The 26,138-nt window shown below is 72.6% G+C and carries 22 protein-coding genes and 1 tRNA gene; 11 read left to right on the top strand and 12 right to left on the bottom strand.

The genetic code is table 11. The annotated features are described in order from the left end of the window. Window positions 1-36 precede the first annotated feature (36 nt). Both V3C34_RS06905 and V3C34_RS06900 read right to left on the bottom strand, forming a co-directional pair. The gene (locus tag V3C34_RS06905; RefSeq protein ID WP_082807596.1) at window positions 37-1,278 is read right to left on the bottom strand and encodes a fatty acid desaturase family protein; all 1,242 of its coding nucleotides are present in this window, start codon (window positions 1,276-1,278) and stop codon (window positions 37-39) included. Between the two features lie 2 nt (window positions 1,279-1,280). Further along, a complete protein-coding gene (locus tag V3C34_RS06900; RefSeq protein WP_068325565.1) occupies window positions 1,281-2,396 on the bottom strand; it encodes a ferredoxin reductase in 1,116 nt (371 codons plus the stop codon). Between the two features lie 93 nt (window positions 2,397-2,489). Between V3C34_RS06900 and V3C34_RS06895 the strand changes: the two genes are divergently transcribed. After that, window positions 2,490-3,653 carry a helix-turn-helix domain-containing protein gene (locus V3C34_RS06895; RefSeq protein WP_346008384.1) on the top strand — a complete coding sequence of 388 codons (1,164 nt, stop codon included), beginning with the start codon at window positions 2,490-2,492 and terminating at the stop codon, window positions 3,651-3,653. Between the two features lie 60 nt (window positions 3,654-3,713). Here the strand turns inward: V3C34_RS06895 and V3C34_RS06890 are convergent, their stop codons facing one another. Together V3C34_RS06890 and V3C34_RS06885 are read right to left on the bottom strand one after the other, a co-directional pair. Continuing rightward, window positions 3,714-4,349, bottom strand: a complete 636-nt coding sequence (locus tag V3C34_RS06890) for an alpha/beta hydrolase family protein (protein WP_346008383.1) — start codon at window positions 4,347-4,349, stop codon at window positions 3,714-3,716. Further along, window positions 4,342-5,184, bottom strand: a complete 843-nt coding sequence (locus tag V3C34_RS06885) for an SOS response-associated peptidase (protein WP_346008382.1) — start codon at window positions 5,182-5,184, stop codon at window positions 4,342-4,344. Before V3C34_RS06885 ends, V3C34_RS06890 begins: the two co-directional genes overlap by 8 nt. A gap of 95 nt (window positions 5,185-5,279) precedes the next feature. Here V3C34_RS06885 and V3C34_RS06880 point away from each other — a divergent pair, with 95 nt between their 5' ends. The 4 genes from V3C34_RS06880 to hisN are packed head-to-tail and all read left to right on the top strand — an operon-like array spanning window position 5,280 to window position 8,994. Beyond that, on the top strand, window positions 5,280-5,795 hold the full coding sequence (locus V3C34_RS06880) for a DoxX family protein (RefSeq protein ID WP_346008381.1): 516 nt from the start codon (window positions 5,280-5,282) through the stop codon (window positions 5,793-5,795). 6 nt (window positions 5,796-5,801) lie between these two features. Next, window positions 5,802-7,094, top strand: coding sequence for a 3-phosphoshikimate 1-carboxyvinyltransferase (gene aroA, locus V3C34_RS06875; RefSeq protein ID WP_338538526.1), 1,293 nt, complete (start codon window positions 5,802-5,804; stop codon window positions 7,092-7,094). Next, window positions 7,094-8,173 carry a ribosome small subunit-dependent GTPase A gene (gene rsgA, locus V3C34_RS06870; protein WP_068422764.1) on the top strand — a complete coding sequence of 360 codons (1,080 nt, stop codon included), beginning with the start codon at window positions 7,094-7,096 and terminating at the stop codon, window positions 8,171-8,173. The genes aroA and rsgA overlap by 1 nt, the downstream gene beginning before the upstream one ends. Window positions 8,174-8,199: 26 nt before the next feature. Beyond that, window positions 8,200-8,994: a histidinol-phosphatase gene (hisN, locus tag V3C34_RS06865; protein ID WP_068422766.1), complete on the top strand. Its 795-nt coding sequence runs from the start codon at window positions 8,200-8,202 to the stop codon at window positions 8,992-8,994. Window positions 8,995-9,096: 102 nt separating this feature from the next. Here the strand turns inward: hisN and V3C34_RS06860 are convergent, their stop codons facing one another. The 5 genes from V3C34_RS06860 to V3C34_RS06840 form a co-directional block, all read right to left on the bottom strand. Then, window positions 9,097-9,894: a hypothetical protein gene (locus V3C34_RS06860; protein WP_346008380.1), complete on the bottom strand. Its 798-nt coding sequence runs from the start codon at window positions 9,892-9,894 to the stop codon at window positions 9,097-9,099. Window positions 9,895-10,056: 162 nt separating this feature from the next. Continuing rightward, window positions 10,057-11,415: a pitrilysin family protein gene (locus tag V3C34_RS06855; protein ID WP_346008379.1), complete on the bottom strand. Its 1,359-nt coding sequence runs from the start codon at window positions 11,413-11,415 to the stop codon at window positions 10,057-10,059. Then, a complete protein-coding gene (locus V3C34_RS06850; RefSeq protein WP_346008378.1) occupies window positions 11,412-12,701 on the bottom strand; it encodes a pitrilysin family protein in 1,290 nt (429 codons plus the stop codon). The genes V3C34_RS06855 and V3C34_RS06850 overlap by 4 nt, the downstream gene beginning before the upstream one ends. Window positions 12,702-12,710: 9 nt before the next feature. Continuing rightward, window positions 12,711-14,090: an NAD(P)/FAD-dependent oxidoreductase gene (locus tag V3C34_RS06845; protein ID WP_346008377.1), complete on the bottom strand. Its 1,380-nt coding sequence runs from the start codon at window positions 14,088-14,090 to the stop codon at window positions 12,711-12,713. A gap of 78 nt (window positions 14,091-14,168) precedes the next feature. After that, a complete protein-coding gene (locus V3C34_RS06840; RefSeq protein WP_346008376.1) occupies window positions 14,169-15,317 on the bottom strand; it encodes a phospholipase in 1,149 nt (382 codons plus the stop codon). An 87-nt stretch (window positions 15,318-15,404) separates the two neighbouring features. On the opposite strand from V3C34_RS06840, the gene V3C34_RS06835 reads away from it, so the two are divergent. Continuing rightward, window positions 15,405-15,908 (top strand): 4'-phosphopantetheinyl transferase family protein, encoded by a 504-nt coding sequence (locus tag V3C34_RS06835; RefSeq protein WP_346008375.1) that lies wholly within the window; start codon window positions 15,405-15,407, stop codon window positions 15,906-15,908. On the opposite strand, the gene V3C34_RS06830 is transcribed toward V3C34_RS06835, so the two are convergent. Together V3C34_RS06830 and V3C34_RS06825 are read right to left on the bottom strand one after the other, a co-directional pair. Continuing rightward, complete coding sequence (locus V3C34_RS06830) at window positions 15,875-17,182, bottom strand: M1 family metallopeptidase (protein ID WP_346008374.1); 1,308 nt, start codon at window positions 17,180-17,182, stop codon at window positions 15,875-15,877. The genes V3C34_RS06835 and V3C34_RS06830 overlap by 34 nt on opposite strands. Continuing rightward, window positions 17,179-21,066: a Pls/PosA family non-ribosomal peptide synthetase gene (locus V3C34_RS06825; protein WP_346008373.1), complete on the bottom strand. Its 3,888-nt coding sequence runs from the start codon at window positions 21,064-21,066 to the stop codon at window positions 17,179-17,181. Before V3C34_RS06825 ends, V3C34_RS06830 begins: the two co-directional genes overlap by 4 nt. Window positions 21,067-21,188: 122 nt before the next feature. Here V3C34_RS06825 and V3C34_RS06820 point away from each other — a divergent pair, with 122 nt between their 5' ends. The 5 genes from V3C34_RS06820 (at window position 21,189) to V3C34_RS06800 (ending at window position 25,967) form a co-directional block, all read left to right on the top strand. Further along, window positions 21,189-22,256 (top strand): LLM class flavin-dependent oxidoreductase, encoded by a 1,068-nt coding sequence (locus V3C34_RS06820; RefSeq protein ID WP_346008372.1) that lies wholly within the window; start codon window positions 21,189-21,191, stop codon window positions 22,254-22,256. After that, window positions 22,253-22,891, top strand: coding sequence for an NADPH-dependent F420 reductase (locus tag V3C34_RS06815; protein ID WP_346008371.1), 639 nt, complete (start codon window positions 22,253-22,255; stop codon window positions 22,889-22,891). Before V3C34_RS06820 ends, V3C34_RS06815 begins: the two co-directional genes overlap by 4 nt. Before the next feature lie 224 nt (window positions 22,892-23,115). Beyond that, the gene (locus tag V3C34_RS06810) at window positions 23,116-23,628 is read left to right on the top strand and encodes a VOC family protein (protein ID WP_346008370.1); all 513 of its coding nucleotides are present in this window, start codon (window positions 23,116-23,118) and stop codon (window positions 23,626-23,628) included. Beyond that, the gene (locus tag V3C34_RS06805) at window positions 23,625-24,254 is read left to right on the top strand and encodes a serine esterase (protein WP_346008369.1); all 630 of its coding nucleotides are present in this window, start codon (window positions 23,625-23,627) and stop codon (window positions 24,252-24,254) included. Before V3C34_RS06810 ends, V3C34_RS06805 begins: the two co-directional genes overlap by 4 nt. Before the next feature lie 135 nt (window positions 24,255-24,389). Further along, window positions 24,390-25,967, top strand: a complete 1,578-nt coding sequence (locus V3C34_RS06800) for an alkaline phosphatase D family protein (protein WP_346008368.1) — start codon at window positions 24,390-24,392, stop codon at window positions 25,965-25,967. Window positions 25,968-26,031: 64 nt separating this feature from the next. Here V3C34_RS06800 and V3C34_RS06795 read toward each other — a convergent pair. Then, window positions 26,032-26,108, bottom strand: a tRNA-Met gene (locus V3C34_RS06795). Window positions 26,109-26,138 lie beyond the last annotated feature (30 nt).

Here is a 26,138-nt window from a genome sequence, read left to right as displayed (position 1 = left end):
CCGGGGTGGATAGCGGCCATCAGCCGAGTCTCGTGGTCAGCCGGCGAGGCGGAAGCGCGTCTGGCGGGCGCGCGCCTTCAGGCCCTTCATGCCGGACGTGCGCAGGATGCCCACGGCCTGCCGCAGCGAGGTGTCGTTGGGCAGGGAGAGGCGGATGATCTCGCTCCACGCCGAGCCGACCTGCTTGTGCAGCGGGCCGGTCAGGTACTCCAGCCCGTACTCCGCGAAGAGCGCCCGGATGCGCGGCGCGATCTCCGGGTAGCGGCGGCTGGGCATGTCGGGGAAGAGGTGGTGCTCGATCTGGTAGCTCAGGTGACCGGTGGCGATGTGCATCGGCGTCGAGCCGGAGATGTTGGCCGAGCCGAGCATCTGGCGCAGGTACCACTCGCCGCGGGTCTCCCCGTCGATCGAGTCCTTGGTGAAGGTCTTCACGCCGGCCGGGAAGTGACCGCACATGATGACCGAGTGCGTCCAGTAGTTGCGCACGAGGTTGGCGACCACGTTCGCGCCGAGGGTCGAGAGGAAGTTCGGCCCGGAGAGCAGCGGGAAGAGCAGGTAGTCCTTCGCGGCCTGCTTCTTGATCTTGTTGACGACCTTGTTCGCCTCGGCCATCCACTCCGGGTTGTCCTTGCGGGTCGCCCAGTGCTTGCCGAGCTCCAGGTCGTACGCGGCGATGCCGTACTCGAAGAAGGTCGCGTTGATGAACTGCGTGATCGGCTGGATCAGGTATCCCGGGTACCACTTCTGGGCGTCGTCGACGCGCATGATCCCGTAGCCGAGGTCGTTGTCGTGGCCGACGACATTGGTGTACGTGTGGTGCACCTGGTTGTGGCTGTTCTTCCAGTGGTCCGCCGGGGTGACGTTGTCCCACTCCCACGTCGAGGAGTGGATCGCGGGGTCACGCATCCAGTCCCACTGGCCGTGGATGATGTTGTGCCCGACCTCCATGTTGTCGAGGATCTTCGACGCGCTGAGCGCGGCGGTACCGGCGACCCAGGCGATCGGGTTGCCCGAGAACAGCAGGGCCGCACGGCCACCGATCTCGAGGTAGCGCTGGGCCTTGATCACCCGACGGATGTACTGGGCGTCCTTCTCCCCCAACGAGTCCATGACGGACGCGCGGATCTCGTCGAGCTCGCGGCCGAGCTCCTCGATCCGCTCGGGGGTGAGGTGGGCGATGGGCGAGTCGGCGAGGTTGACGGTCGTGTGGACGACGTCGGCCTTGCCGCCGGTGATGCGGGCATCGGTCGCGCGGGGGCGCTCGAGAGTGGCAGTCATGGTCACTTCTCCTGGGTCTCGATGGTGCAGGAACCCGCGACGGCGGAGATGCAGGTCTGCACCTTCACCGGCGGGTCGTCGGGGGTCGTCGTGGTCAGGTCGCCGGTGCGCAGGTCGCGCACGGCGCCGTCGGTCATGGGCAGGACGCAGCTGAAGCAGATGCCCATCCGGCACCCGCTCGGCATGAGGACGCCGGCGTCCTCGGCGGCGTCGAGGATGGTCGTGGCGCCGTCGAGCTCGAGGGTGGTCGTGTCCGCCCCGGTACGAAGGGAGGCGGTCCCCCCTTCGCCGGCCTCGACGATCGTCGGGCGGAAGCGCTCCACGTGGAGCAGGTCGCTGTGGCCAGCGGCCTCGTAGTGGGTCTCGAAGGCGTCGAGCATCGGGGCGGGCCCGCAGATCCAGGTCTCGCGGTCGCGCCAGTCGGGGACGAGCTCGTCGAGCAGGTCCGGCGTGAACATGCCCTCGTCGTCGGTGTGGCGGACCATGACGCGGACGCCCGGCGCCGGGCTGGCGAGCTCCTTGGCGAAGATCACGTCGTCGGCCGTCGGCGCGGAGTGCGCGTGGACGACGTCGAGCCCGTCGAAGTCGTGGTTGCGCAGCATGCCCATGACCGGCGTGATGCCGGAGCCACCGGTGAGGAAGAGGACCTTGGCGGGGACGGTCTGCGGGAGCATGAAGTCGCCGGTCGCCTGGTCGAGCTGGACGATCGTGCCCGGTCGGGCGTGGTGCACGAGGTACCGGGAGACGAGACCGTCGGGCATCGCCTTGACGGTGATCGAGATGAGGCCGTCACGGGCGCTCGTGTCGGAGGTCAGCGAGTACGCCCGCCAGTGGCGGCGGCCGTCGACGTCGACACCCAGGCGGATGTACTGACCGGGCGCGTGGCCCTGCCAGTCCCGGCCGGGGCGGATCGTGATGGTGGCGGCGTCGCGGGTCTCGGGCACGACCGCGACGATGCGGCCGCGCAGGTCGGCCCCGGAGCGAAGGGGGGCGAAGAGGTCGAGGTACTCCTCGGGCACGACCGGCGTGGCCAGGCCGCGCGCGATGCGGACAGCCGTGTCGCGGGCCTTCAGCAAGGGCTGGGTCCGGACGGCGTCACGGGTCGCGAAAGTTGTCATGTGTCCATCCTCCCGCCTCAACGAGTGCGGCACCATGTCTCTCGCGAGTAGGCTTTGGTGCAAGGAATTGTTCGCTGAGGACAAAGGACGCCCATGAGCACCCCGGATCTCGCGCTCGACGAGACGACCGTCACGGCCGTCCGCTCCCACCTGCCGCGGGTCGCCAAGCTCGTCGTCGCCGAGGTCATGGAGCAGGTGCCGGCCTACGACGTGCCCTTCCAGGGGCGGATGGGGCGGGTCATCGAGAAGGCGGTGCAGGTCTCGCTCGAGAGCTTCGTCGCGCTGGCCTCCGGGTCCGCACCCCAGGGCGCGCCCGTCGGGGTCGGCGCCGCCGCCGCCAGTGAGCTGGGCCGGGCCGAGGCCCGCAACGGCCGGCCCGTCGAGGCGCTGCTCGCCGCCTACCGCGTCGGCGCCCGGGCCGCGTGGCGCGAGCTGTCCGTCGAGGCCCTGGCCGCCGGTGTGGACGCCCCGACGCTGGGGCGCTTCGCCGAGCTCGTCTTCACCTACATCGACGAGCTGTCCGCCGCCTCCGTCGCCGGGCACAACCAGGAGACGAGCAGTGCCGAGCGCGACCGCATCGTCCACCTCGACCGGCTCACCCGCGGGCTCCTCACCGGCCTCGGGGAGGTCGAGCTCGACGGTGCGGCGGCCGCTGCGCGCTGGACCCCGCCCCGCACGCTCACCGCCGTCCTCGTCCCCCGCGGCCGACTGCCCGCGACGGCCGGCCTGCTCGACCCGCGCACCCTCACCCTCGGCGAGGACCTGCCCGTCGCCGACGGGGTCGTGACCCGCTCGGTGCTGCTCGTCCCCGACAGCGGGGGGCCCTCCCGGCAGCGGCTGCTCGCCCTCCTGGAGGGACACGAAGCCGTCGTCGGCCCCGCCCGTCCGTGGAAGCGAGCCCACGAGTCCTACGAGCGTGCCGCCCGCGCCGTCGACCTCGGCCCGGGGGTGGTCGACACCGACTCCGTGCTCCCCGAGCTGGTGCTGCAGGCCGACCCGGCCGCGCTGGCCGACCTGCGCGAGGCCGCGTTGGCCCCCTTCGCGGAGGTGGGTGAGGGCGCGGCCGACCGGCTCTCGGAGACGCTGCGCGCGTGGCTGCTCCTGCAGGGCCGCCGCGAGCTCGTCGCCGAGAGCCTGCACGTGCACCCGCAGACCGTGCGGTACCGCATGAACCAGGTGCGCGACCTCTTCGGCGAGCGCCTCGACGACCCCGACGAGGTGCTGACGATCCTGCTGGCCCTCGGCCGCGGGCGGTGACCGCTGACCTGCATTCCCCTAGGGCAATGGCACATCTTGACGTCGAGAGTCTGCATTGCCCTAGGGGAATGCAGACTCCACCCAGCGGACGACGGACTCGGCGACGGCGCCACCGCCGGTGAAGGAGTGGGTGCCGGGGGCCTCGTCGACGCCGACCACCCCCGGGGCGATCCCTGCGGCGGCGAGCGCCGTGCGCACGTCGTCCGGGGAGCCGAAGGGGTCCCGAGCCCCCTGTACGACGTGCACCGGCAGGCCCGCCTCGATGGGGAGGACGAGCTCACCGATGCGGGACCGGTCCGGTCCCTTGCCGGGCGGCACGAGCGGGAAGGACAGCGCGAGCACGCCGCCGGCGCCGAGCTCCGACGCGAGCCGGCAGGCCACCCTGGCCCCGGCGCTGCGCCCACCGAAGACCACCGGGCCGGGGAGCGAGTCCCCTGCTCCCGCGACGATCTCCCGCCAGGCGGCGTCGAGCTTCGGTGGCATGGGCGCGACCTTCTTGCCGGCGACCTTCCACGGCATCTCCACGAGCGCGACCTGCCAGCCGTGCTCCGGCAGGGTCGCCGCGATCGCCACGAGGTCCTTGGCGTCGACGCCCCCGCCCGCGCCGTGGGTGAGGAGCAGGGTGCCGCGGGGGTCCCCCTTCGCCTCGGTGACGTGGAGGCGCGCCGGGCCCTGGGTGGTGGGCACCTCACCCATCCTGGCCCCCGTGGATCTCCCCGGTCTCCGGGTCGACGACGCCGACGAGCTCCGACTCCGGGAGCGGCGTGAGCAGCCCGGGGCCGTTGTTGCGCGTGGCGTTGACCGCCGTCGAGATCGGGTACGCGGCGAACCGCCCCGGCTGCGCGAAGGCGAGCATCTCCCCCACCTCGGCGAGGTCGGTGAGGGTCGGGTCGAGCCAGCGCGCCCAGTCCCGCGGCTCGAGCACGAGCGGCTGCCGGTCGTGGATGCGGTCCATGCCGGGGTCGGCTGCCGTCGTGATGATCGTGAAGGTCGTCAGCCACGCGTCCGGGTCGTCGTTGTCCGCCACGGCCCGGTCCCGCCAGAACTCGTACAGCCCCGCGAAGGCGAGGTCCGCCCCGTCGCCGCGGTGGACGAAGAAGGGCTGCTTGCGCGGCTTCCCCTTCTCATCTGTCGCGACGGGCGAGACCTGCCACTCGTACCAACCCGCGGCCGGCACGAGGCAGCGTCGGCTCGCCGCGGCCTTGGCGAAGCTCGACTTCTCCAGCACGGTCTCCGCGCGGGCGTTGGTCATCCGCAGGCCGACCTTCGTCTCCTTCGCCCACGACGGCACGAGGCCCCACGTGAGCAGCCGCAGCTGGCGAAGGGGGTCGCCCGGCTCGTCCTTCGACGCGCGGGTGAGCACCACGGGCGCCTGCTTGGTCGGCGCCATGTTGTGGTCCGGCCGGCCGGGCGGCGGGTCCTGGGGCGACTTCAGGAGCGAGCGGGCCGGGTCGCCCGTCCGGTCCACGTCGATCTCGAACTCCTCGACGAGGTCATCGGGGCCGGCCGTTGCCGCATAGCGTCCGCACACCCTCCGAGCGTAGGCCCACCGGGATCGCGACTACGGTAGTCACGTACCCGTCGGGACCTCCCCGGCGACGTCCACGACGACAAGGAGGCACCACCATGATCGTTCGTCGCATCGCCCGCCCGCTGCTGGCCGGCATCTTCGTGTGGGGTGGCATCAACGCCCTGCGCTACCCCTCGGCCCACGCCCCCGCCGCCGAGAAGGTCACCAAGCCCCTCGCGGCCAAGACCCAGCTCCCGGACGACACCGAGATGCTCGTGCGCGCCAACGGCGCCGCGATGGTCCTCGGTGGCGCCCTCCTCGCCACGGGCAAGGCCCCGCGCCTCGCCTCGACCGTCCTCATGGGCACGCTCGTGCCGACCGCCGCCACGCACGACTTCTGGGCCGAGTCGGACCCGCAGGCCAAGCAGGGCAAGATGACGCAGTTCATCAAGGACCTGTCGCTCATGGGCGGCCTGATGCTCGCCGCCGTCGACACCGCAGGCAAGCCCGGCGTCACCTACCGCGCCAAGCTCGCTAGCGAGAACGTCGGGCGCACCGCGCGCCACGCCCGCCAGGCCGCTCGTCGCGAGGCCAAGCTGGCCGCCCTCCAGGCGAAGAACGCGGTGTCCTGACCCGCGATGACCAGTCCTGATTGGCATGCCCCGGCGGCGTCCGGCCGCCTCGACGCGACCGTGACGCTGCCGGGGAGCAAGTCCCTCACCAACCGTTACCTCGTCCTCGCCGCACTGGCGACCGACACCTCCCGGCTGCGCCGCCCCCTTCGCTCCCGGGACACCGAGCTCATGGCCCAGGCGCTGCGCCAGCTCGGCGCCGGCGTCGACGACGCCACCTCCCTCGGCGGCTCCCCCGACTGGATCATCACGCCGGCGACGCTGCGCGGCGGCCGGACCGTCGACTGCGGCCTCGCGGGGACGGTGATGCGCTTCCTCCCGCCCGTCGCGGCGCTCGCGTCGGGGCCGGTGACCTTCGACGGCGACGAGCACGCTCGGGTGCGGCCCATGGCCGCGATCATCGACGCCCTCCGGGACCTCGGGGTGGGCGTCGAGGACGAAGGGCGAGGGACCCTCCCCTTCGTCGTGCAGGGTGAGGGGTCCGTGCGCGGAGGCCGGGTCGTGCTCGACGCCTCCGCGTCCTCGCAGTTCATCTCGGCGCTGCTGCTCGTCGGGTCTCGCTTCGAGGAGGGGATCACGGTCGTCCACGACGGCAAGCCGGTCCCCTCGCTCCCCCACATCGAGATGACCGTCGAGACGCTGCGCGACGCCGGCGCCGCGGTCGACGACTCCGAGGCCAACACCTGGCGGGTCGAGCCCGGTGAGCTGCTCCCGCTCGACGTCACCGTCGAGCCGGACCTGTCCAACGCGGCCCCCTTCCTCGCCGCCGCGCTCGTCGCCGGCGGCTCGGTGTCGGTGCCCGACTGGCCGCAGCACACGACGCAGGCCGGCGACATGATCCGCAACGTGCTCGACGAGATGGGTGCCGACGTCACCCTGGACTCGCGGCGCCTCACCGTCACCGGCGAAGGGCGCCCCGGCGGCATCGACGTCGACCTCCACGACGCGGCCGAGCTGACCCCGGTCGTCGCGGCCCTCGCCGCGTGCGCGGACGGCCCGTCGATCATCCGCGGCGTCGCGCACATCCGCGGCCACGAGACCGACCGGATCAGCGCCCTCTCGCGCGAGCTGGGTGGTCTGGGGGTCGGGGTCACCGAGCTCGAGGACGGGCTCCGGATCGACCCGGCACCCTTGCGGCCGAGCACCTTCCACACCTACGCCGACCACCGCATGGTGATGGCGGGAGCGCTGCTGGCGCTGCGGGCGCCGGGCACGGTCATCGAGGACCCGGCGACGGTCGGCAAGACGCTGCCCGACTTCGTGCAGCTCTGGGAGTCCGCGGTGGAGACGGGCGGCTGATGGGCCGGTCGGCGCGCAGCTGGGACGAGTCGGACGTGCGGGTGCGCCCCAACCGTCGTGGCTCCCGGCCGCGCACCAAGGACCGGCCCAAGCACGAGGACGCCGTCGTGGGACGCGTGACGGCGGTCGACCGCGGTCGCTGGACCACCCTCGTGCCGGCCACCGGCTCCGAGCCCGAGCGGGTCGTCATCGCCATGCGCGCCCGTGAGCTCGGGCGCTCACCGGTCGTCGTCGGTGACGACGTCGCGATGGTCGGCGACACCAGCGGTCGGCCCGACGGCCTCGCCCGCATCGTGCGGATCCAGGAGCGCTCCACGGTGCTGCGCCGCACCGCCGACGACACCGACCCGGTGGAGCGCGTCATCGTCGCCAACGCCGACCAGCTCGTCGTCGTCTCGGCGCTCGCCGACCCCGAGCCGCGGCCCCGGCTCATCGACCGCTGCCTCGTCGCGGCCTACGACGCCGGCATGGACCCGCTGCTCGTGCTCACCAAGTCCGACCTGGCCTCGGCGGAGGACTTCCTGGCCCAGTACGCGCCGCTCGACGTCCCGCACGTCGTCACCTCCGTCCTCACCGAGGGCAGCGAGGGCCTGGCAGAGCTGCGCCGCCGCCTCGCCGGCCGGGTGTCCGTGCTCGTGGGGCACTCGGGCGTGGGCAAGTCGACGCTCGTCAACGCGCTGTGCCCGGCCGCGCACCGAGCGACGGGCCATGTCAACGATGTCACGGGCAGGGGCCGCCACACCTCGACGAGCGCCCTCGCGCTGCGTCTGCCGCTGGTCGACGGGGCCTCGACCGAGGAGTCCCGATCCGACCCGGACGCGGCGGGGTGGATCATCGACACCCCGGGGATCCGGTCCTTCGGCCTCGCGCACGTCGAGGCCGACACGATCATCGGGCACTTCCCCGAGCTCGCCGAGGGCGCCGACGCCGGCTGCCCCCGCGGCTGCACCCACGACGAGCCCGACTGCGCCCTGGACGCGTGGGTCGCCGAGGGCCACGCGGGGTCGGGCGGGGAGCTGCGGCTGGACTCCCTTCGTCGGCTGCTGCGGGCACGCTCCGGCGAGGAGGGCCACGGCTGACGCTGGCGGACAGGTACTTTGGCGGCATGCTCCCCTCCGACTACGCCGATGACCTGCGCCTCGCCCACGTGCTGGCCGACCAGGTCGAGCGGATCACGATGGCACGGTTCCAGGCCTCCGACCTCGTCGTCGAGTCCAAGCCGGACCTGACCCCGGTCAGCGACGCCGACCGCAGCTGCGAGGAAGCCATCCGCGCCCAGCTGAGCCGTGCCCGCGGCCGCGACGCGATCCTCGGGGAGGAGTTCGGCAGCACCGGCACCTCCCAGCGTCGCTGGATCATCGACCCGATCGACGGCACCAAGAACTACGTCCGCGGCGTGCCCGTCTGGGCCACGCTCATCGGCCTCGTCGACGGCGAGGACTGCGTCGTCGGCCTCGTCGCCGCGCCGGCGCTCGGTCGCCGCTGGTGGGCCGCCAAGGGCGCGGGGGCGTGGACCGGCCGCTCGCTCTCCCAGGCCAAGCAGATCAGGGCCTCCCGGGTCTCGCGGCTCCAGGACGCCTCCCTGTCGTACAGCTCGCTGGAGGGCTGGCGCGAGCGCGGCCGCGGCAGGGCCTTCCTCAACCTCACCTCGGACCTGTGGCGCACGCGTGCGTACGGGGACTTCTGGTCGTACATGCTCGTCGCCGAGGGCGCGGTCGACATCGCCGCCGAGCCCGACCTCGAGGTCTACGACATGGCCGCGCTCGTCGCCATCGTCGAGGAGGCCGGCGGCCGGTTCACCTCGCTCGAGGGCGCACCGGGCCCCTGGGGCGGCAACGCCGTGGCCTCCAACGGGTTGCTGCACGACGAGGTGCTGGCCCGGTTGTCGCCCGACGCCTGAGGGGGTGTGGTTGTGTGTTGAAGTGGTAGCTGGCAGCGCCGGCACCCATGTCCACGAGGTTGCTGGCTCGCAGGACTACCGGTTCAACACACAACCATCGGCTCAGAGAGCCCACCGCTCGGGTGGATCCAGGTGCCGACCGCTGCGGATCACCCGGAGCAGGGTGGCCGACGTCCGGCGCCACCCGGTGAAGACCATCCAGTGCGTCAGGCGCGTCGTGAAGTACCCGAGCTCGAGAGCCCGCAGGTCCCGCGCACGGTCAGTGGCGTAGGTCGTCACACCGGTGTGGTGCGCCCGGCTGTCGCACTCGAGGATCCACCGGCGCCCGGCCAGGTTGTCCACCCTCCCCACACCGTCGATCTCCACCTGCGGGGTGACCGTCACGTTGTGCAGCTGCATGAAGAGCCTGGCCTTGCTCTCGGTCCCGGACTGCGCCTGGCCGGAGGCGCGCGCCAAGACGCGGGCCACCCCCCGCGGTGCGCCCTCGGCCAGGTCCCTCACCTGCTGTGCGCCGAGTAGACCCTGGTGGAGCGCGGAGTCCACGATGATCCCGACATCCAGCGGGTCCAGGCAGCCCATCGCGTGCCTCAGCGCGAGCTGGGGTGAGGCGACAGCAGAGTCCTCGGGCCATCGGTGGTGCCACCCGTGCCCCACGAACCCGGGGTGCGTGCTCCCTCGACGCGAGTAGACGTGCACGCCCGCAACCGGGGGGACCCACAGCCCGTGCTGCTCGGCCGCCGTGGCGCAGGTCGGCCGCAGTCCCTCGGCCAGCGCCGCCCGAATCTCCTGCGGCGCGTCGGGCGCGACATAGTACCGACCGACCCTCAGTACCTCGCCTCGTGCCACGGCCGCGGCCAGCTCGCGCGCAGTCCCCCGCCACTGGTCCCGTGTCCTGATCATCGGACCAGCACAGCCGCCGAGCGGCCCGCCGCGCAGGGGATATGCGGACCTGTGGACAGCCGGCCCAGGTCAAGGTGGTGTGTTGAAGAGGTAGTCCCGGGAGCCGGCACTCCTGGATACCGGGTCCCCGGCTCGCAGGACTACCGCTTCAACACACAACCATCAGGTGGGGACGACGGTCACCGGGCCCAGACCGAGGGCCTCGACCTCGTCCCGGTACGTCGACGCGTCACCCACGACGACGATCGTCCAGCTGTGGTCGACGTGCGAGCGCCAGGCTGCGTCGAGGTCGGCCGGGGTCAGCTCGCGCATGGCGGCGATGACGTCGCTGGTGAAGGTGAGCGGCAGCTCGTCGCCCGCCAGCCCGACCGTCTCGTCGGCGATGGCGTCGGCGGTGTCGTAGCGGCCGGGTGCGGTGAGGGTCAGGAAGTCGATCCCGGCGCGGGTCTCGGCCTCGGAGAAGCCTTCGCCGACGCCGTCGAGGATCTCGCGCAGCAGGCGGAGCGAGTCGACCGTCGCGTCGGCGCGCACCGACCCCGAGATGGCGAAGGCGGACCCGACCTGGCGCGGCCGGAAGCCGGCTCGGATGCCGTAGGTGTAGCCCTTGTCCTCGCGCAGCACCTGGTCGATGCGGGCGTTGGGTGCACCACCGACGACATAGGCGATGACCGGGAAGGGGGCCCAGCCCGAGTCGACCCGTCGGTCCGGGCCCGGCCCGCCGATGAGGATCTCGGACTGCACGGAGCCCGGCCGGTCGACGAGCACGACGCGCGCCGCGTCGGCGGCCCGGGGCGCCGGCGTGCGATCGACCGACACCCTGCGACCACCGGTCGTCCACGCACCGAGCGACCCCGTGAGGAGCTCCTCGATGTCGATCCCGGTGAGGTCGCCGGCGACGACGATGGTCGCGCCCTCGGGGTGCACGTGCGTCGCGTGGAAGTCGACGACGTCCTGGCGCGTGATCGCGGCGACGCTCTCGGGGGTCCCCGACCCGGGACGGCTGGCCCGGCTGTCCGCGGCGTAGTACGTCGCGGCCCACTCCTTGAGCGCCCGACGACTGGCGGAGGCGCGCTCCTGCTCGATCTCGGCCAGGCGGGTGCGCCGCAGCCGCGCGACCTCCTCCTCGGCGAAGGCCGGCTCGGTGATGCACTCGGTGAGCAGGTCCAGCGCCGCGGCGAGGTTGCGCTGCGGGACGTCCATGTCGACGCCGAGCGTGGCCTCGCTCATCCCGGCACCGATGGCCACGCCACGGCGCTCGAGCAACTCAGACAGCTCGCGCTGCCCGTGCGTGCGGGTGCCCTCGTCGAGCAGCCGCGCCATGATCCACGCGACCCCCTCGACCTCGCGCGGCTCGTGCCGCAGCGCGGCCGGGATCGTCACCCGCACCGAGACGACGTACTGCCCCGGCACGTCGTGGACGAGCGCCCGGATGCCGTTGGGCAGCTCGATCTCGCGCGGCTGCGGGAAGGACCAGTCGGCCGGAGGAGCGACCTGCGGACGGGGCACGATCGTGGTGCTCATGCGGCCACCTCCTGGGCGACGCGGTAGACGACGGCGGCTCGGGAGTGCGGACGCAGCCAGCGGTCCGCGGCGGCGCGCACCTGCTCGGGCGTCACCTCCGCGAGATGGTCGAGGAAGGTGTTGACGTAGCCGGGGTCGTCGTGGAGGCAGGTGTAGTGCCCGATGACGTCGGCCCGCTCGTCCTTGGCGGCCAGCGCCGAGAGCCACCCGCGCTCGGCCTGCGCCTTGACCGCCTCCATCTGCTCAGTTGTCGGCCCGGCATCGGCGAAGGCCGTCAGCTCGGCGCAGATCCGCTCCTCGAGCATGTCGGTGTCGACGCCCTCCGCCACGTCCGCGACGACGAGCCCGAGCGAGACGCCGTCGACGAACCCCATCGCCCCGACGTCGACGCTGTTGGCCAGCTGCTCCTCCCGCACGAGCGTCTGCTCGAGCGGGGAGAAGCTCAGCCCGCCCAGGCAGTCCAGGGCCATCGAGGCGGCGAGGAACTCGTCCCGGGTGTCGCCCCCTTCGGCGGGGAGCCGGAAGGCAAGGTGGATGCGGTCGTTGGGGACCTCGTCGGCCACCTCGACCCGCACCGGCTCGTCGAGCGGCGGCAGCGCGTCGACCGGCGCGCGGCGCGGAGCGGCCCGGTGCGTGATGTGCCCGAAGTAGCGCTCGGCCAGCTCGACCGCCCGCTCCGCCGTGACGTCACCGACGATCGTCAGGACCGTGTTGTCCGGCGCGTAGTGGGCAGTGAAGAAGTCGTGCACGTCCTGCACGGACGCGGCGTCGAGGTCCTCCATGGACCCGATCGTCGGGTGGTGGTAGGGGTGCCCCTCCGGGAAGACCGTGGCGTAGACGGTGGTGAGCGCCTGGCCGTAGGGCTGGTTGTCGTACCGCTGGCGCTTCTCCTCCTTGACCACGTCGCGCTGGTTGTCGAGGTTGGCCTGGTTGACGGCAGCGAGGAGGTTGGCGTGCCGGTCGGCCTCGAGCCACAGCGCCAGCTCGAGCGCCCCCGAGGGGATCGTCTCGAAGTAGTTGGTCCGGTCGAACCACGTCGTCGCGTTGAGCCGCCCGCCCACGCCCATGAGCGCCTGGAAGTGCTCGCCGTTGTCGACGTGCTCGCTCCCCTGGAACATCAGGTGCTCGAAGAGGTGCGCGAAGCCCGTCCTCCCCGGTTCCTCGTGGCGGGAGCCGACCCCGACCCACAGGTTGACCGTGACGGTCGGCGTCGTGGCGTCGGGCTGCACGACCACGCGCAGCCCGTTGGCGAGGGTGTGGTCCTCGATGGTGAAGTCCAGGGGCATGCAGGCACCCTACGTCGCGTCGCGCTGCTCCTCGTGACCGCGGCGCGGCAGCTCCGGGTAGGCGTCGGGACCGAGGTCCTCCATCGCCCGCCGCGCGAAGACCTGCTGCATCGTCGTCACGCGCTCGTTGCGGTTGTTGCCCAGGAAGGTGATCATCCAGTTGAGCAGCGTCGAGATGCGGTTCTTGAAGCCGACCATCGCCATGAGGTGCACGGCGAGCCACGCCAGCCAGGCGACGAAGCCGGAGAAGCTGATCTTGCCGATGCTCGCGACGGCGGAGTACTTCGAGATCGTCGCCATCGAGCCCTTGTCCTTGTAGACGAAGGGGGCCTGCGGCTCCTTGCCCTCGAGCCGGCCGAGGATCTCCCTGGCCGCGTAGCGACCGCCCTGGATCGCGAGCTGCGCGACGCCCGGGTAGCCCTTGAGGTTGATCATGTCGCCGAGGAGGAAGACCTCGGGGTGGCCCTTGAGGGTCAGGTTCTCCTCGACCAGGACGCGCCCGGCGCGGTCGGTCTCGGCACCGGCCTGGTCGGCGACCATGGTGCCGAGCCCGGAGGCGGCGACACCGGCGGCCCAGACCTTGGTCACGGCCTCGATGCGCCGCGTCGAGCCGTCCTTGTACTTCACGTCGAGCCCGGTGCCGTCGACGTCGGTGACCATCGCGCCGAGCTGGACCTCGACCCCGCGCTTCTCGAGGCTCGCGCGGGCCTTGCCGCCGAGGTGGTCACCGAAGGTGGGCAGCACCTGGTCGGCGCCGTCGAGGAGCACGACGCGGGCGTCGCGCGGGTTGATGTGGCGGAACTCGTGGCGGAGCGTCTTGTGCGACAGCTCGGCGATCTGGCCGGCCATCTCGACGCCCGTCGGGCCCGCGCCGACGACGACGAAGGTGAGCAACCGCTCGCGGTCCTGCGGGTCGGTCGTGGTCTCGGCGAGCTCGAAGGCGCCGAAGATGCGCCCGCGCAGCTCGAGCGCGTTGTCGATGTCCTTCATGCCGGGGGCGTAGCGGGCGAAGTGGTCGTTGCCGAAGTACGACTGCCCGGCGCCGGCGGCGATGATCAGGCTGTCGTACGGGGTGACCGTCTGCTGGCCCAGCGAGCGGGAGGTGACGGTGCGCGCCTCGATGTCGATGTCCTCGACGTCGCCGAGGATCGTGCGCACGTTCTTGTCCCGGGCGAGGATGTCGCGCGTCGCGGGGGCGATGTCGCCCTCGGAGAGGATGCCGGTGGCCACCTGGTACAGCAGCGGCTGGAAGAGGTGGTGGCCGGTGCGCGAGACGAGGGTCACCTCGACGTCCTTGCCACTCAGGGCCTTGGCGGAGAACAGACCGCCGAAGCCGGACCCGATGATGACGACGCGGTGCTTGCCAGAGTTAGCGCTCACACGTCCCATTGTGACCCAGCCCTGACGAAGGGAGAAATCCCCGCGGCCCCCGAGAGGCCCGGTGTGACGGACGAGACACCCGCCACGTCAGCGCCCCGTCGCGTAGGCGTGGCTGGCGCGCACGATGCCCTCGACGACGTCGACCTCATGGGGGGTGCGCGGGCCGAAGACCATGACGAAGCCGGCGGACAGGCGCGTACCGGCCCAGTGGTGGAAGGTGCCCCAGCCGCGGGCCACGAGGTCGGCGGCCTGCTCCGGCGGCAGCGCGAGGTGCATCGAGCCGTCCTCGGCCGGGTGCAGGTGGGCGAACTCCCCGACCTGCGGCACGAGGAAGGCCGGCTCCGGCCCCTCGGGGGCGTCGAGGACGAGGGCGCGCGCGCCCGGGACCGAGATCTGCGAGTCCACGACGGTGACGCCCGCGAGGCCGCGCACCCGCTCGAAGAGCGCGCCCTGCAGCTCGACCGGCGCGTTGTCGCTCAGCTGCTGCTGCGGGATGGACCACGCGACGTCGGGGCGACCCCCTTCGCGCGGGTCGAGGCGACCACCGGCGAGGGTCGGCCACGCGACGTCCTGGGGCGCACCGACGGGGGCGGCACCGAAGGCCCCCAGGTGGTGCACGCGGGCCGCGACCCACTGCGCGAGGCGGTGCACCCCGGTGCCGGTCAGATGGTGTCCGCCGGGCTCGCGGATCGCCGTGACGGGCGCGCCGGAGTCGCGGGTCAGGTGCTCCCAGGTGCGCTCGAGCAGCTCACGCGGGATGACGTGGTCACCCTCCCCCTGCGCGACGAAGACCGGCAGGTGCGCCAGCGCGCCGGCCTCGACCGGCACGCCCGCGTCGAAGGGCAGCGTGCCGTAGAGGATCGCGGCACCGGCGTACCGCGACGGGTCGCCGAGCACGAGGCCGCCGGCGAAGGCCGCTCCCCCGCTGAACCCGATGAGCAGCACGGGTCGACCGGCCGGCGCGACCTCGTCGAGCCACCCGCGGAACCACGTCATGTGCTCGGCGAGCGACTCCGCGACCGGCCGGCCGATGCCGCGGTTGGCGAACCACGCGTAGCCACCGCCCTCGGCGATGGGCGCGCGCACGGCGGCGTACGCGGGGCCGACGGGCAGGTGGTCCGCGAGCCCGATGATCTGCTGCTCGTCCGAGCCGCGGCCGTGCAGGAGCACGACGAGCGGCGCGGTCGGGTCGGTGGAACCGGCGGTCGCGACGACGGGGGTCGTGGAGGTGCGCATGGTGAAGCCCTTCGGTTGTCAGTACAACCAAGATACGAAGAGAGTAGTTGTCGCGTCAAGTACTTGCCTGCTCCTAGACTCACGGCCGTGGACCGACCGGACGTCATGTGGCACCACCGCGCCTCGACCCACGACGCCCTCCGCGCGCACGTCGACCACCCCCTGCCGGTCACCACGGGTCACCACTGCCCGGCCTGCGGCTCGGGCTCCCACGGCCGCCCGTGGGTGCGCCTGGCGGACGGCAGCTCGCCGCACGTGAGCCTCTCCCGCTGCGGCGACCACGTGCTCACCGCCGTCGCCGCGAGCCCCGTCGGCGTCGACGTCGAGTCGCTCGAGGCGGTCGCGGCCCGCTGGGACCCGGCTCTCGTGCTCCACCCCGACGAGCGCGCCGACGCCCCCGCCGAGCGCGCGGCGATGTGGTGCCGCAAGGAGGCGGTGCTCAAGGCGCTCGGCGCGGGCATGCGCACACCGATGAGCGAGATCCGCTGTGCCGACTGGCAGCTCGTCGACCTCGAGGCCCCCGCCGGGCTCGTGGCCGCGGTGGCCGTGCTCGGGTCTCAGACGGGCAGCGGCGGCAGCTCGACGGAGTAGAGCCACTCCTCGAAGAGCCCGCCGAGGTCCTCACCCGTCACCCTCTCGGCGTGCTCGACGAACATCGCCGTCGTGACATTGCCGTGGCGGTGCGTATCGGCCCAGGTGCGCAGCGCGTCGAAGAACCTCGCGTCCCCCACCCTCGCCCGCAGCGCGTGCAGGGTGAGCGCGCCGCGCTTGTAGACGCGGTCGTCGAACATCAGCTCGGGGCCCGGGTCCCCGAGGAGCAGGTCGGGCCCGTCGTCGTCACGGACCTTGGCGTGGTGCACCTCGGCGCGCTCGCCGACGGTCATCAGGCCGATGCGCTCGGACCACAGCCACTCGGAGTAGCAGGCGAACCCCTCGTGCAGCCAGATGTCGCGCCAGTGCGTGAGCGTCACCGAGTTGCCCCACCACTGGTGGCTCAGCTCGTGGGCGACGAGGCGGATGCACTCCCAGTCGTCGCACATGAAGTTGCGGCCGAAGGTCGACAGCCCCTGCGACTCGAGCGGGATCTCCAGGTCGTCGTCGGTGATCACCGCGGTGTACGACTCGAAGGGGTAGTCGCCGAAGGTCTCGGCGAAGAAGCCGAGCATCTGCGGCTGCATGCCGAAGGCGGCCTCGAAGCCCTCGCGCGGACGGTCCTTGGGCGCGACGACGCGCACCGGCACGGGGGCGCCGGTCTGCTCGATGACCTCGTAGCGGCCGATCTGCACCGTGGCGAGGTAGGTGGGCATCGGCGCCTGCTGCGTGTAGCGCCACGTGACCGAGCGGCCGTGGGTCTGCCCGGCGGGCTCACCGGCGACGGCCACGTGGTAGCCCTTGGGCACGGTGAGCGCGATGTCGTAGGTCGCCTTGTCGTCCGGGCGGTCGTTGCACGGGAACCACGAGGGGGCGCCGTGCGGCTGGGCCGCGACGATGACCCCGTCCTCGAGCTCCTCCCAGCCGGCCTCGCCGAGCTTGCGGCTGCGGATCGGCCCGGGGTTGCCGGAGTAGCGCACCCGGACCTCGAAGTCCTCTCCCTCGGGGACCGTCCGCCCGAGCTGCACGGTGACGCGGCCGAGGTGGGCCCGGTGCCTGGCGACCGCACCGTCGACGTGGACCTTGACCGTGCGAAGGGAGTGGAGGTCGAGGTCGATCCGGTCGATCGGCTCGTTGGCCCGGCACCGCAGGGTCGCCTCGCCGTCGAGCCGGTTGCCGTCGACGCGGTAGCCGATCTCGAGGTCGTAGTGCTCGACGTCGTAGGACGAGTCGCCGTGCCCGGGGACGTAGGGGTCGCTCCCTCGCCGCATCATGCGTCCTCTCCTTCCCACGGGCCGATCGGGTTGCCGATCCAGCGTGTCCGCGAGGGTACGCCCTCGCCGCGCATGACCAGCGAGACGGGTCCGACGGTCGCGTGCCTGCCGACGCTGGCGGCCGGGAGGATCACGCTGTTGGGGCCGAGGGTCGCCCCGGCGCCGAGGGTGACGGTGTCCATGCTGAGCACGCGGTCGTGGAAGAGGTGCGTCTGCACGACGCAGCCCTGGTTGACGGTCGCGCCGTCGCCGAGCTCGATGAGGTCGCTCTCGGGCAGCCAGTAGGTGTCGCACCAGACACCCTGCCCGACCTTGCTCCCCATGAGCCGCAGCCACGCGTTGAGCGCCGGTGTGCCGGCGGTGATCCGCGCGAACCACGGCGCCGCGAGCATCTCGGTGAAGGTGTCGGCGAGCTCGTTGCGCCAGACGAAGGAGGTCCACAGCTCGTGCTCGCCCGGGCGGTGCCGACCGACGAGCAGCCACTTGGCGGCGACCGTGGTGCCGGCCGCGACGTGGCTGCCGAGGATCATCACCGGTCCGGCGAGGAGCAGCGCGAGCCAGGGCGAGACCGCGAGCAGCCGCAGGAGCGCGGCGGCGACGAGCACGTCGAGCGCGATCGTGCACCAGAGCGGCACGACCCGGCCCAGCTCGACGAGCGAGCGCAGGACCTTCAGCCGGGTCGGCGGGTCGTAGGTCCGGCTCGAGTCCTGCTCCGCGGCGGTGCGGCGCAGCCTGCGCGGGGGCGAGCCGAGCCAGGACTGGCCGGCCCTGGCGACCGAGCGACCGGGAGCCGCGGAGAGCACGGCGACGAGCGAGCGCTTGGGCACCCGCCGACCCGGCGCGAGCATGCCGGAGTTGCCGACGAAGGATCGCTTGCCGACCTTGACCCGCTCGACGCGGATCCAGCCACCGCCGAGCTCGTAGGAGCCGACGAGGGTGTCGTCGGCGAGGAAGGCGTGGTCGTTCACCCGCACGAGCTTGGGGATCATCAGCACGGTCGAGGCCTCGACGCCGGTGCCGATCCGCGCGCCGAGGAGCCGCAGCCACACGGGCGTGAAGGCGCTGGAGTAGATCGGGAAGAGCCAGTCGCGGGCCTCGTCGAGGAGGCGGACCGTGCCCCAGATGGCCAGACCCTGCCGCGAGCGGACGGGGTAGTGCCCCGGCTCGATCGCGGTCGCGAGCACGCGGGTGAGCACGACGACGAGCAGCGCGAGGACGACGAAGCCGACGACCACGGCGAGCGGCAGCAACGGCAGGGCCGCGACGAGCGCGTCACCGAGACCGGTGCTGTCGGAGACGGCCGGCCACACGAGCGCGGCCCCCGCGAGCACGCCCAGACCTGGCAGGGCGGAGACCAGCAGCGCGAGCACGCCGTACCCGGCCAGCCACCCGCGCGGCGCGGGCGCCTCCTCGGACGACCAGGGCCCACGGGCCGCTGCCTGACGCTCCGCAGGCGACCCGGACCAGAACTCGCCCGCGGCGACCGCGCCGAGCACGTGGGAGCCGGGCGCGATCTCGGAGCCCTCGCCGACGACCGCGCCGGGCGAGAGGGTGCTGCGGGCACCGACGCGCGCGCGTGGGCCGATGCTGATGGGACCGACGTGGACGACGTCACCGTCGATCCAGTGGCCCTGCAGGTCGACCTCGGGCTCGATCGCCGCGCCCCGGCCGACGGTGAGCCACCCGGTCACCGGGGGCAGGCTGTGCAGGTCGACGCCCGTGCCGACGCGCGCCCCGAGCAGCCGGGCGTACCACCGGAAGAAGAGTGCGCCGGACAGGCCCGCGGCCGCGAGCTCGTCCTGGATGCGCGCGGCGAACCACAGCCGCAGGTGCACCGCCCCGCCGCGCGGGTGCGAGCCGGGCTCGACGCCGTGCAGCACCGCGCGGGCGAGCAGGGCGGCGAGGGTCATCCGCCCGGGAGCGGTGAGCAGGAGCAGGGTCGAGACGACGAGCAGCCACGGGGAGGTCGTCGGCAGCCAGTCGGGCCCGCCGAGCGCGGCCGCCACCGTCGAGCCGAGCGCCAGCCAGGCGAGCCAGCGCAGGCCGGCGAGCGCCCGCAGCGGGACCATCCCGACGAGCTGGGCGACCTGGGTCCCCGTGCGGATCGGCTGCACGCGACGGTCGGACCGCACCATCGTCGAGCTCGCCGACGCCTCGTCGAGCCACGCCGCGAGATCGCCGATCCTCGAGTGCTCGTAGACGTCGCCGACGGTGGTCTCGGGGTGCTTGTCGCGCAGCCGGCTCACGACCTGCGCCGCGGTGAGCGAGCCGCCGCCGAGGTCGAAGAAGTCATCGGTCGGGCTGCTCGCCGGCGCCCCGATGACCTCGGCCCAGATCGCGGAGATCCACTGCGCGGTCGGGCTGAGCGAGGAGGTGGGGGGCTCCCCCTTCGTCCCGGAGGAAGGGAGGGGCCACGGCAGCGCGTCGCGGTCCACCTTGCCGGAGGTGCGGGTCGGCAGCTCGTCGACGACCGCGAGGCGCGGGACGAGGGCCGCGGGCATCCGCTCGCGCAGGAGGTCACGGGCCAGGGCGGCGTCGTAGTCGTCGGCGACGGTGAGGTACCCGACGAGGAGCTTGTTGCCCGCCCGGGTGGAGCGGACCGCGGCGGCCGCGGAGACGACCCCCGGGACGCGCAGCAGCTGCTCGTCGATCTCGCCGAGCTCGATGCGGCGACCGCCGAGCTTGATCTGGTCGTCGGCCCGGCCGGCGAAGACGAGGCCGAGCGGGTCGTTGCGCACGACGTCGCCGGAGCGGTACGCGCGCTCCCAGCCGAGGGTGGGCATGGGGGCGTACTTCTCGGCGTCCTTGACGGGGTCGAGGTAGCGGGCCAGGCCGACGCCGCCGATGATCAGCTCGCCGGAGGCGCCCTCGGGGACCGGCACGCCCTCCTTGTCGACGACCGCGAGGTCCCAGCCGGCCAGCGGCAGGCCGATGCGCACGGGGGCGCTGCCGTCGAGCATCGCGCCGCACGCGACGACGGTGGCCTCGGTGGGGCCGTAGGTGTTCCACACCTCGCGGCCCGGCGCCTGGAGCCGGGCGGCGAGCTCCGGCGGGCAGGCCTCGCCGCCCATGATGAGCAGCCGCACCCGCGTGAGCGAGCTCGGCGGCCACAGCGCGACGAGCGTCGGGACGGTCGAGACGATGGTGATCTCGTTGGCGACGAGCCACGGCCCGACGTCGACGCCGGAGCGCACGAGCGAGCGCGGGGCCGGCACGAGGCAGGCGCCGTACGCCCACGCGAGCCACATCTCCTCGCAGCTCGCGTCGAAGGCGACCGACAGCCCGGCCATGACCCGGTCCCCCGGCGCGATCGGGTCCTCCCGCAGGAACATCTGTGCCTCGGCGTCGACGAAGGCGGCCGCGTTGCGGTGGGTGACGGCGACCCCCTTCGGCTTGCCGGTGGAGCCGGACGTGAAGATCACCCAGGCGTCGTCACCGGTCGTCGGCGGCGTCGGCTCGATCGGCGGGCGGCCTTGTCCCACAGCGGTGGTCGTGACGACGAGGTCGTTGCCGACGATCGCCACGGTCGCCGACTCCTCGAAGACCACCCGCGCCCGCTCGTCAGGGTCGTCGGCGTCGACCGGGACGTAGGCGGCGCCGGCGAGGATGATCCCGATGATCGCGACGTAGAGGTCGGTCGACCCCGAGCGGATCCGCACGCCGACCTTGTCCCCTGGCCCGATGCCGAGCTCCGCGAGCTGCTCGGCGAGCGCGGACGCGGCCTCCGCGAGCTCGGCGTAGGTGAGCATCTCCTGCCCGCTGTCGACGGCCGGCGCGTCCGGGTGCGCGGCCACGACACCCGTGAAGATGTCGACGAGGGTGCGCGGCGCCGGCGCGCGGTCACCCGCGAGGAGCGACGGGAGGAGGGGCGAAAGGGAGGTCACCGGCGCATGATCCCGCACCGAGGTGAACACCCGGCGGGGCAGCAGGTAGCCGCCCGACGGAATAGCCTGTCGACGCCACCAGTTGATTGATTCGACAACAACCCTCTTCCCGGAAGGTCACGATGACCACGCCCATCACCCAGATCGAGCTCGGGCTCGACACCTTCGGCGACATCCCGGAGGACGGCCGCGGCAACCTCGTCTCCGAGGCGGAGGCGATCCGCCGGGTCGTCGAGGAGGGCGTCCTCGCCGACCAGGTGGGGGTGGACGTCATCGCGCTCGGTGAGCACCACCGCTCCGACTACGCGATCTCCTCCCCCGAGACCGTCCTCGCCGGGCTCGCGACGCGCACAGAGCGCATCAAGCTCGCGTCCGGCGTCACCGTCCTCTCCTCCGACGACCCGGTGCGCGTCTTCCAGCGCTTCTCCACCGTCGACGCGATGTCGGGCGGTCGCGCGCAGGTCATCCTGGGACGTGGCTCCTTCACCGAGTCCTTCCCGCTCTTCGGCTACGACCTCGCCGACTACGACACCCTCTTCGAGGAGAAGATCGAGCTCTTCGCCGAGGTGCTCAAGGAGCAGCCCGTGACGTGGCAGGGGACGACGCGAGCACCCTTGCAGGGCGCCGATATCCACCCCCGGACCGAGTCCGGCCACCTCGACACCTGGGTGGGGGTCGGCGGCTCGCCGCAGTCGGTCATCCGCGCCGCCCGCTACGACTTCCCGCTCATGCTGGCGATCATCGGCGGTGCTCCCGGGCGCTTCGCGCCCTACGTCGACCTCTACCGCAGGGCGGCCGCGCAGCTCGGCACGACGGCCCACCCGGTCGGGATGCACTCGCACGGCTTCGTCGCCGACTCCGACCAGGAGGCCGCGGACATCGTCTGGCCGCACTACAAGCGCAACCGCGACCGGCTCGGGGCGGAGCGCGGGTGGCCGCCGGTGACCCGCGAGTCCTTCGAGGACGAGATCGCCCACGGCTCGCTGTACATCGGCTCCCCCGAGACGGTCGCCCAGCGCATCGCCGGCGCCATGCGCGCGATCGACGCGCGCCGCTTCGACATGGTCTACACGAGCGGGAGCACGCCGGTCGACGCCCGCCTGCGGGCCGTCGAGCTCTACGGCCGCGAGGTCGCGCCGCGGGTGCGGGAGCTGCTCGCGGGCACGACGGACGAAGGGGGCGACGCATGAGCACCGTCGGCATCCTCGGCGCCGGGAAGCTCGGTACCGTCCTCGCCCGGCTCGCGGTCGCCGCCGGCCACGAGGTGCTCGTCGCCGGCTCCGGCGACCCCGAGCGGATCGCGCTCACCGTCGAGGTCCTGGCACCCGGTGCCGTGGCGACGACGGCGCAGGAGGTGGCCACCCGAGCGGATGTCGTGGTCCTCGCCCTTCCCCTCGGGAAGTACGCGGACATCCCGGCCGACGCGCTCGCCGGAAAGCTCGTCGTCGACGCGATGAACTACTGGTGGGAGGTCGACGGCATCCGCGACGACCTGACCGACCCGCGCACGACGACCAGCGAGATCGTCGCGGCCCACCTGCCGGGCTCGCGCGTCGTCAAGGGGCTCAACCACATGGGCTACCACGACCTCGAGGACGGGGCCCGGCCCGCCGGCGCGGCGGGCCGCCGCGCGATCGCGATCGCCGGGGACTCCGCGCAGGACGTGGCCGCGGTGGCGGAGCTCGTCGACGGCCTCGGCTTCGACCCGGTGGCCATCGGGTCGCTCGCCGACGGTCGCCGCCTCGAGCCTGGGGCGCCGGCGTTCGGGGCGAACGTCGAGGCGGATGCGCTGCGGGAGCTGGTCGGGGTCTCCACCCGCGGGTGAGCGCCGGGCGACCGCTCAACGCACATTACTTGACGCTACAAGTACACCGGAGTACGTTGATTCCAATCAGTTAGTTGATCCGACAACTTCTAGGGAGTCACCATGACCAGCATCTCCATCCTCGGCACGGGCAACATGGGCAGCGCGATCCAGGCCGCTCTCGACGGCTTCGGCATCGTCTCCTGACGCCCCCTTCGCTCCCCCTCCAACGGAAGGAACCACCTGTGCCCATCCCAGCCGTCCGCCTCAACCACGCCGTGCTCTTCGTCGCCGACGTCGAGCGCAGCATCGCCTTCTACCGGGCCGCCTTCGGCGCGGAGACCATTGCGTACGAGCCGCGGATGCACGCCGCCTTCCTGCGGATGCCGCGCTCGACCAACCACCACGACCTCGGCCTCTTCGGGGTCGGCGCCCAGCCGCCCCGCCCGCGCGGCTCGATCGGGCTGTACCACCTCGCGTGGCAGGTCGACACGATCGAGGACCTCGACGAGGCGCGCACCACCCTCATCGAGCTCGGCGCGTACGCCGGCGAGTCCAGCCACGGCGCGACGAAGAGCATCTACGCCCACGACCCCGACGGCAACGAGTTCGAGGTCATGTGGATGCTGCCGCGCAGCGAGTGGGGCGCGTACGACAACGCCGCCCCGGTCGAGGCGCTGGACCTGCCCGGCGAGATCGAGCGGTGGGCCGGCGTGGCCACCGCCGGTGAGCTCGTCCCGCGCGAGGTGGACGCATGAGCGCGGCCTTCGCCCCGGCGGTCGTCGCCCACCACGGCGAGGACGACCCGACCCAGCCGCTCGTCGTGCTGCTGCACGGTCGTGGCTCCGACGAGCGCGAGATCCTCACCCTGGCACCCCACCTCCCGAGCGGGCTCTCCTACGCCGCCGTGCGGGCGCCGATCGCCGAAGGGGGTGGCTTCGCCTGGTTCGCCAACCGCGGCATCGGCCGACCCGTCGCCGAGTCGCTCACCGCGACGATGGCGTGGTTCCGCGAGTGGCTCGACGAGGCGGCCCCGGCCGGGCGGGCCGTCGTGGTCATCGGCTTCAGCGGCGGCGGGGCCTTCGCCGGCGGGCTCGTCCTCGACGAACCGCAGCGCTACGCGGGCGCCGGGATCCTCCACGCGACACTGCCCTTCGACGCGGGCGTGCCCGTGACGCCGCAGCGCCTCGCCGGCCTGCCGGTGGTCGTCACCCAGGGCGACGCCGACCACGTCATCCCGCGCGAGCTGCTCGACCGCACGTGGAGCTACCTGCACGACGAGTCGGGCGCCACCGTGACCGGCCACCGCGACCCGGGTGGGCACGGCATCTCGCAGGCGACGCTGCAGGCGATCATCGGGTGGCTGCAGGGGTTCACCGGCTGAGCGGACCCCCCGTCCGTCGCCCGGCCCCCGTTCGTCGTCACGGGGCCCGCTGGCCGTCGTCTGCCATTCAGGGAGGGGCCACCGGCGCTGCCTAGGTTCCGTCATGGCCTGTTCCCCCCCTGGAGGTTCTCTCACATGACGCTGTCACGCCGTTCGCTCCTCGTCGCCGGCGCCGCCGCCGGCTCCGCAGTCCTGGCCCCGCCAATGGTGGCCGCGGCCGACCCTCGGGTCGGATCAAACCCCTTCGCCTGCGGTGTCGCGTCCGGCGACCCGTGGCCTACGAGCGTCGTGCTCTGGACGCGACTCGCGCCCGAACCCACAGCCCTGGACGGACTCGGCGGGCTGCGCGATCCGCGCCAGCTGATCCCGGTGGAGTGGCAGGTGTCGTCCGACCCGTCCTTCGCCGCGCGGGCGATCGTGCGTCGCGGTGTCGAGCTGGCAACCCCGGAGTGGGGCCACTCCGTGCACGCCGAGGTCGACGGCCTCGAGCCCGGCCGCGAGTACTGGTACCGCTTCCGCGTCGGCACCGAGATCAGCCAGGTGGGGCGGACCAAGACGGCCCCCGCCCCCGGAGCCGACATCCAGTCGTTCACCTCGGTCCTGGCGACCTGCCAGAGCTACCCCGCCGGCTACTTCACGGCGCTCGGCCACATCGCCGACGAGGACGTCGACCTGGTCATGCACGTGGGGGACTACATCTACGAAGGCGCGGGGGCCGGCTCCATCGGTCGCGCGCATGCTCCCAGCAAGGAGATCTGGGACCTGGCCGACTACCGCGTGCGCTTCGGCCAGTACAACGCCGACCCCGACCTGATGGCCGCCCGCGGGTCGGCTCCCTTCTTCTGCGTCTTCGACGACCACGAGGTCGAGAACAACTGGGCGGCGGACAGGTCCCAGATCGACAGCGAACCCGACCAGGATCGTGACGTGTGGCTGGCGCGCCGCGCCCGGGCGCTCCAGGCCTGGTACGAGAACCTCCCCCTGCGCAAGGCCCAGCGTCCGGTCGGCAACGACATCCAGGCCTACCGGCGCCTCCGGTTCGGGCGCCTCGCCGACGTGCACATGGTCGACACCCGCCAGTACCGCTCCTTCCAGAACCCCGGGGCGACCAATGCCACCGATCGATGGACCCCGGACCGCACGATGCTGGGCGACACCCAGGAGAAGTGGCTGCTCGACGGCCTGGCGGACCGGTCGGTGCGCTGGCGCGTCATGGCCGACCCGGTCCAGATGGCCCAGCAGGACGCAGCCGTCGGCCCCGCGATGGACGTCCCCAACGACCCGTGGGACGGGTACGCGTGGTACCGGACCCAGCTGCTCAGCCGGATCCACGACCTGGGTGTGCGCAACTTCGTGCACATGGCCGGCAACGGCCACTGGAACATGGCCTCCGACCTGCTGGTCAACTTCGACGAGCCCGGCTCTGCGGTCGTCGGGGCCGACTTCATGGCCACCTCGATCACCTCCGGAGGCGACGGCTCGGACCAGAACGCGAAGGCCAGGGACCGCATGGCGGCCAGCCCCTGGCTGAAGGTGGGCAACACCCGCCGCGGCTACCACAAGACGATCTGCACGAAGTCGGAGCTGCGCCAGGAGATCAAGGTGCTGCCCTACGTCACCCGCCCGGACGCCCCGGTCTTCACCCGCGCCACCGCGGTCGTGCGGGACGGCATCCCCGGCATCTCCGAGGTCGTCGAGGGCACCGTCGTCTGAGGACCCGCATCACGAAAAGACCTGAGGCTCGGCACCGTGTGAACGGTGCCGAGCCTCAGGACCTTGGTAGCGGGGGCAGGATTTGAACCTGCGACCTCCGGGTTATGAGCCCGGCGAGCTACCGAACTGCTCCACCCCGCGTCGTTGCCTTGCAAGATGAAACTCTACGTG

The organism is Janibacter terrae, from assembly GCF_039636765.1.
GTDB lineage: Bacteria > Actinomycetota > Actinomycetes > Actinomycetales > Dermatophilaceae > Janibacter > Janibacter terrae.
The sequence above is the reverse complement of the archived record's forward strand: the minus strand, read 5'-3'. Positions and strand labels throughout refer to the sequence as shown.

What these genes read in the sequence shown, in the direction of transcription:
- V3C34_RS06840 (WP_346008376.1), bottom strand. Translation starts at nt 15,317, where the DNA reads ATGCGCACCTCCACGACCCCCGTCGTCGCGACCGCCGGTTCCACCGAC.
- V3C34_RS06855 (WP_346008379.1), bottom strand. Translation starts at nt 11,415, where the DNA reads ATGAGCACCACGATCGTGCCCCGTCCGCAGGTCGCTCCTCCGGCCGAC.
- rsgA (WP_068422764.1), top strand. Translation starts at nt 7,094, where the DNA reads ATGGGCCGGTCGGCGCGCAGCTGGGACGAGTCGGACGTGCGGGTGCGC.
- V3C34_RS06800 (WP_346008368.1), top strand. Translation starts at nt 24,390, where the DNA reads ATGACGCTGTCACGCCGTTCGCTCCTCGTCGCCGGCGCCGCCGCCGGC.
- V3C34_RS06890 (WP_346008383.1), bottom strand. Translation starts at nt 4,349, where the DNA reads ATGGGTGAGGTGCCCACCACCCAGGGCCCGGCGCGCCTCCACGTCACC.
- V3C34_RS06900 (WP_068325565.1), bottom strand. Translation starts at nt 2,396, where the DNA reads ATGACAACTTTCGCGACCCGTGACGCCGTCCGGACCCAGCCCTTGCTG.
- V3C34_RS06850 (WP_346008378.1), bottom strand. Translation starts at nt 12,701, where the DNA reads ATGCCCCTGGACTTCACCATCGAGGACCACACCCTCGCCAACGGGCTG.
- V3C34_RS06860 (WP_346008380.1), bottom strand. Translation starts at nt 9,894, where the DNA reads ATGATCAGGACACGGGACCAGTGGCGGGGGACTGCGCGCGAGCTGGCC.
- V3C34_RS06820 (WP_346008372.1), top strand. Translation starts at nt 21,189, where the DNA reads ATGACCACGCCCATCACCCAGATCGAGCTCGGGCTCGACACCTTCGGC.
- V3C34_RS06905 (WP_082807596.1), bottom strand. Translation starts at nt 1,278, where the DNA reads ATGACTGCCACTCTCGAGCGCCCCCGCGCGACCGATGCCCGCATCACC.
- hisN (WP_068422766.1), top strand. Translation starts at nt 8,200, where the DNA reads ATGCTCCCCTCCGACTACGCCGATGACCTGCGCCTCGCCCACGTGCTG.
- V3C34_RS06880 (WP_346008381.1), top strand. Translation starts at nt 5,280, where the DNA reads ATGATCGTTCGTCGCATCGCCCGCCCGCTGCTGGCCGGCATCTTCGTG.
- V3C34_RS06830 (WP_346008374.1), bottom strand. Translation starts at nt 17,182, where the DNA reads ATGATGCGGCGAGGGAGCGACCCCTACGTCCCCGGGCACGGCGACTCG.
- V3C34_RS06815 (WP_346008371.1), top strand. Translation starts at nt 22,253, where the DNA reads ATGAGCACCGTCGGCATCCTCGGCGCCGGGAAGCTCGGTACCGTCCTC.
- V3C34_RS06805 (WP_346008369.1), top strand. Translation starts at nt 23,625, where the DNA reads ATGAGCGCGGCCTTCGCCCCGGCGGTCGTCGCCCACCACGGCGAGGAC.
- aroA (WP_338538526.1), top strand. Translation starts at nt 5,802, where the DNA reads ATGACCAGTCCTGATTGGCATGCCCCGGCGGCGTCCGGCCGCCTCGAC.
- V3C34_RS06895 (WP_346008384.1), top strand. Translation starts at nt 2,490, where the DNA reads ATGAGCACCCCGGATCTCGCGCTCGACGAGACGACCGTCACGGCCGTC.
- V3C34_RS06845 (WP_346008377.1), bottom strand. Translation starts at nt 14,090, where the DNA reads ATGGGACGTGTGAGCGCTAACTCTGGCAAGCACCGCGTCGTCATCATC.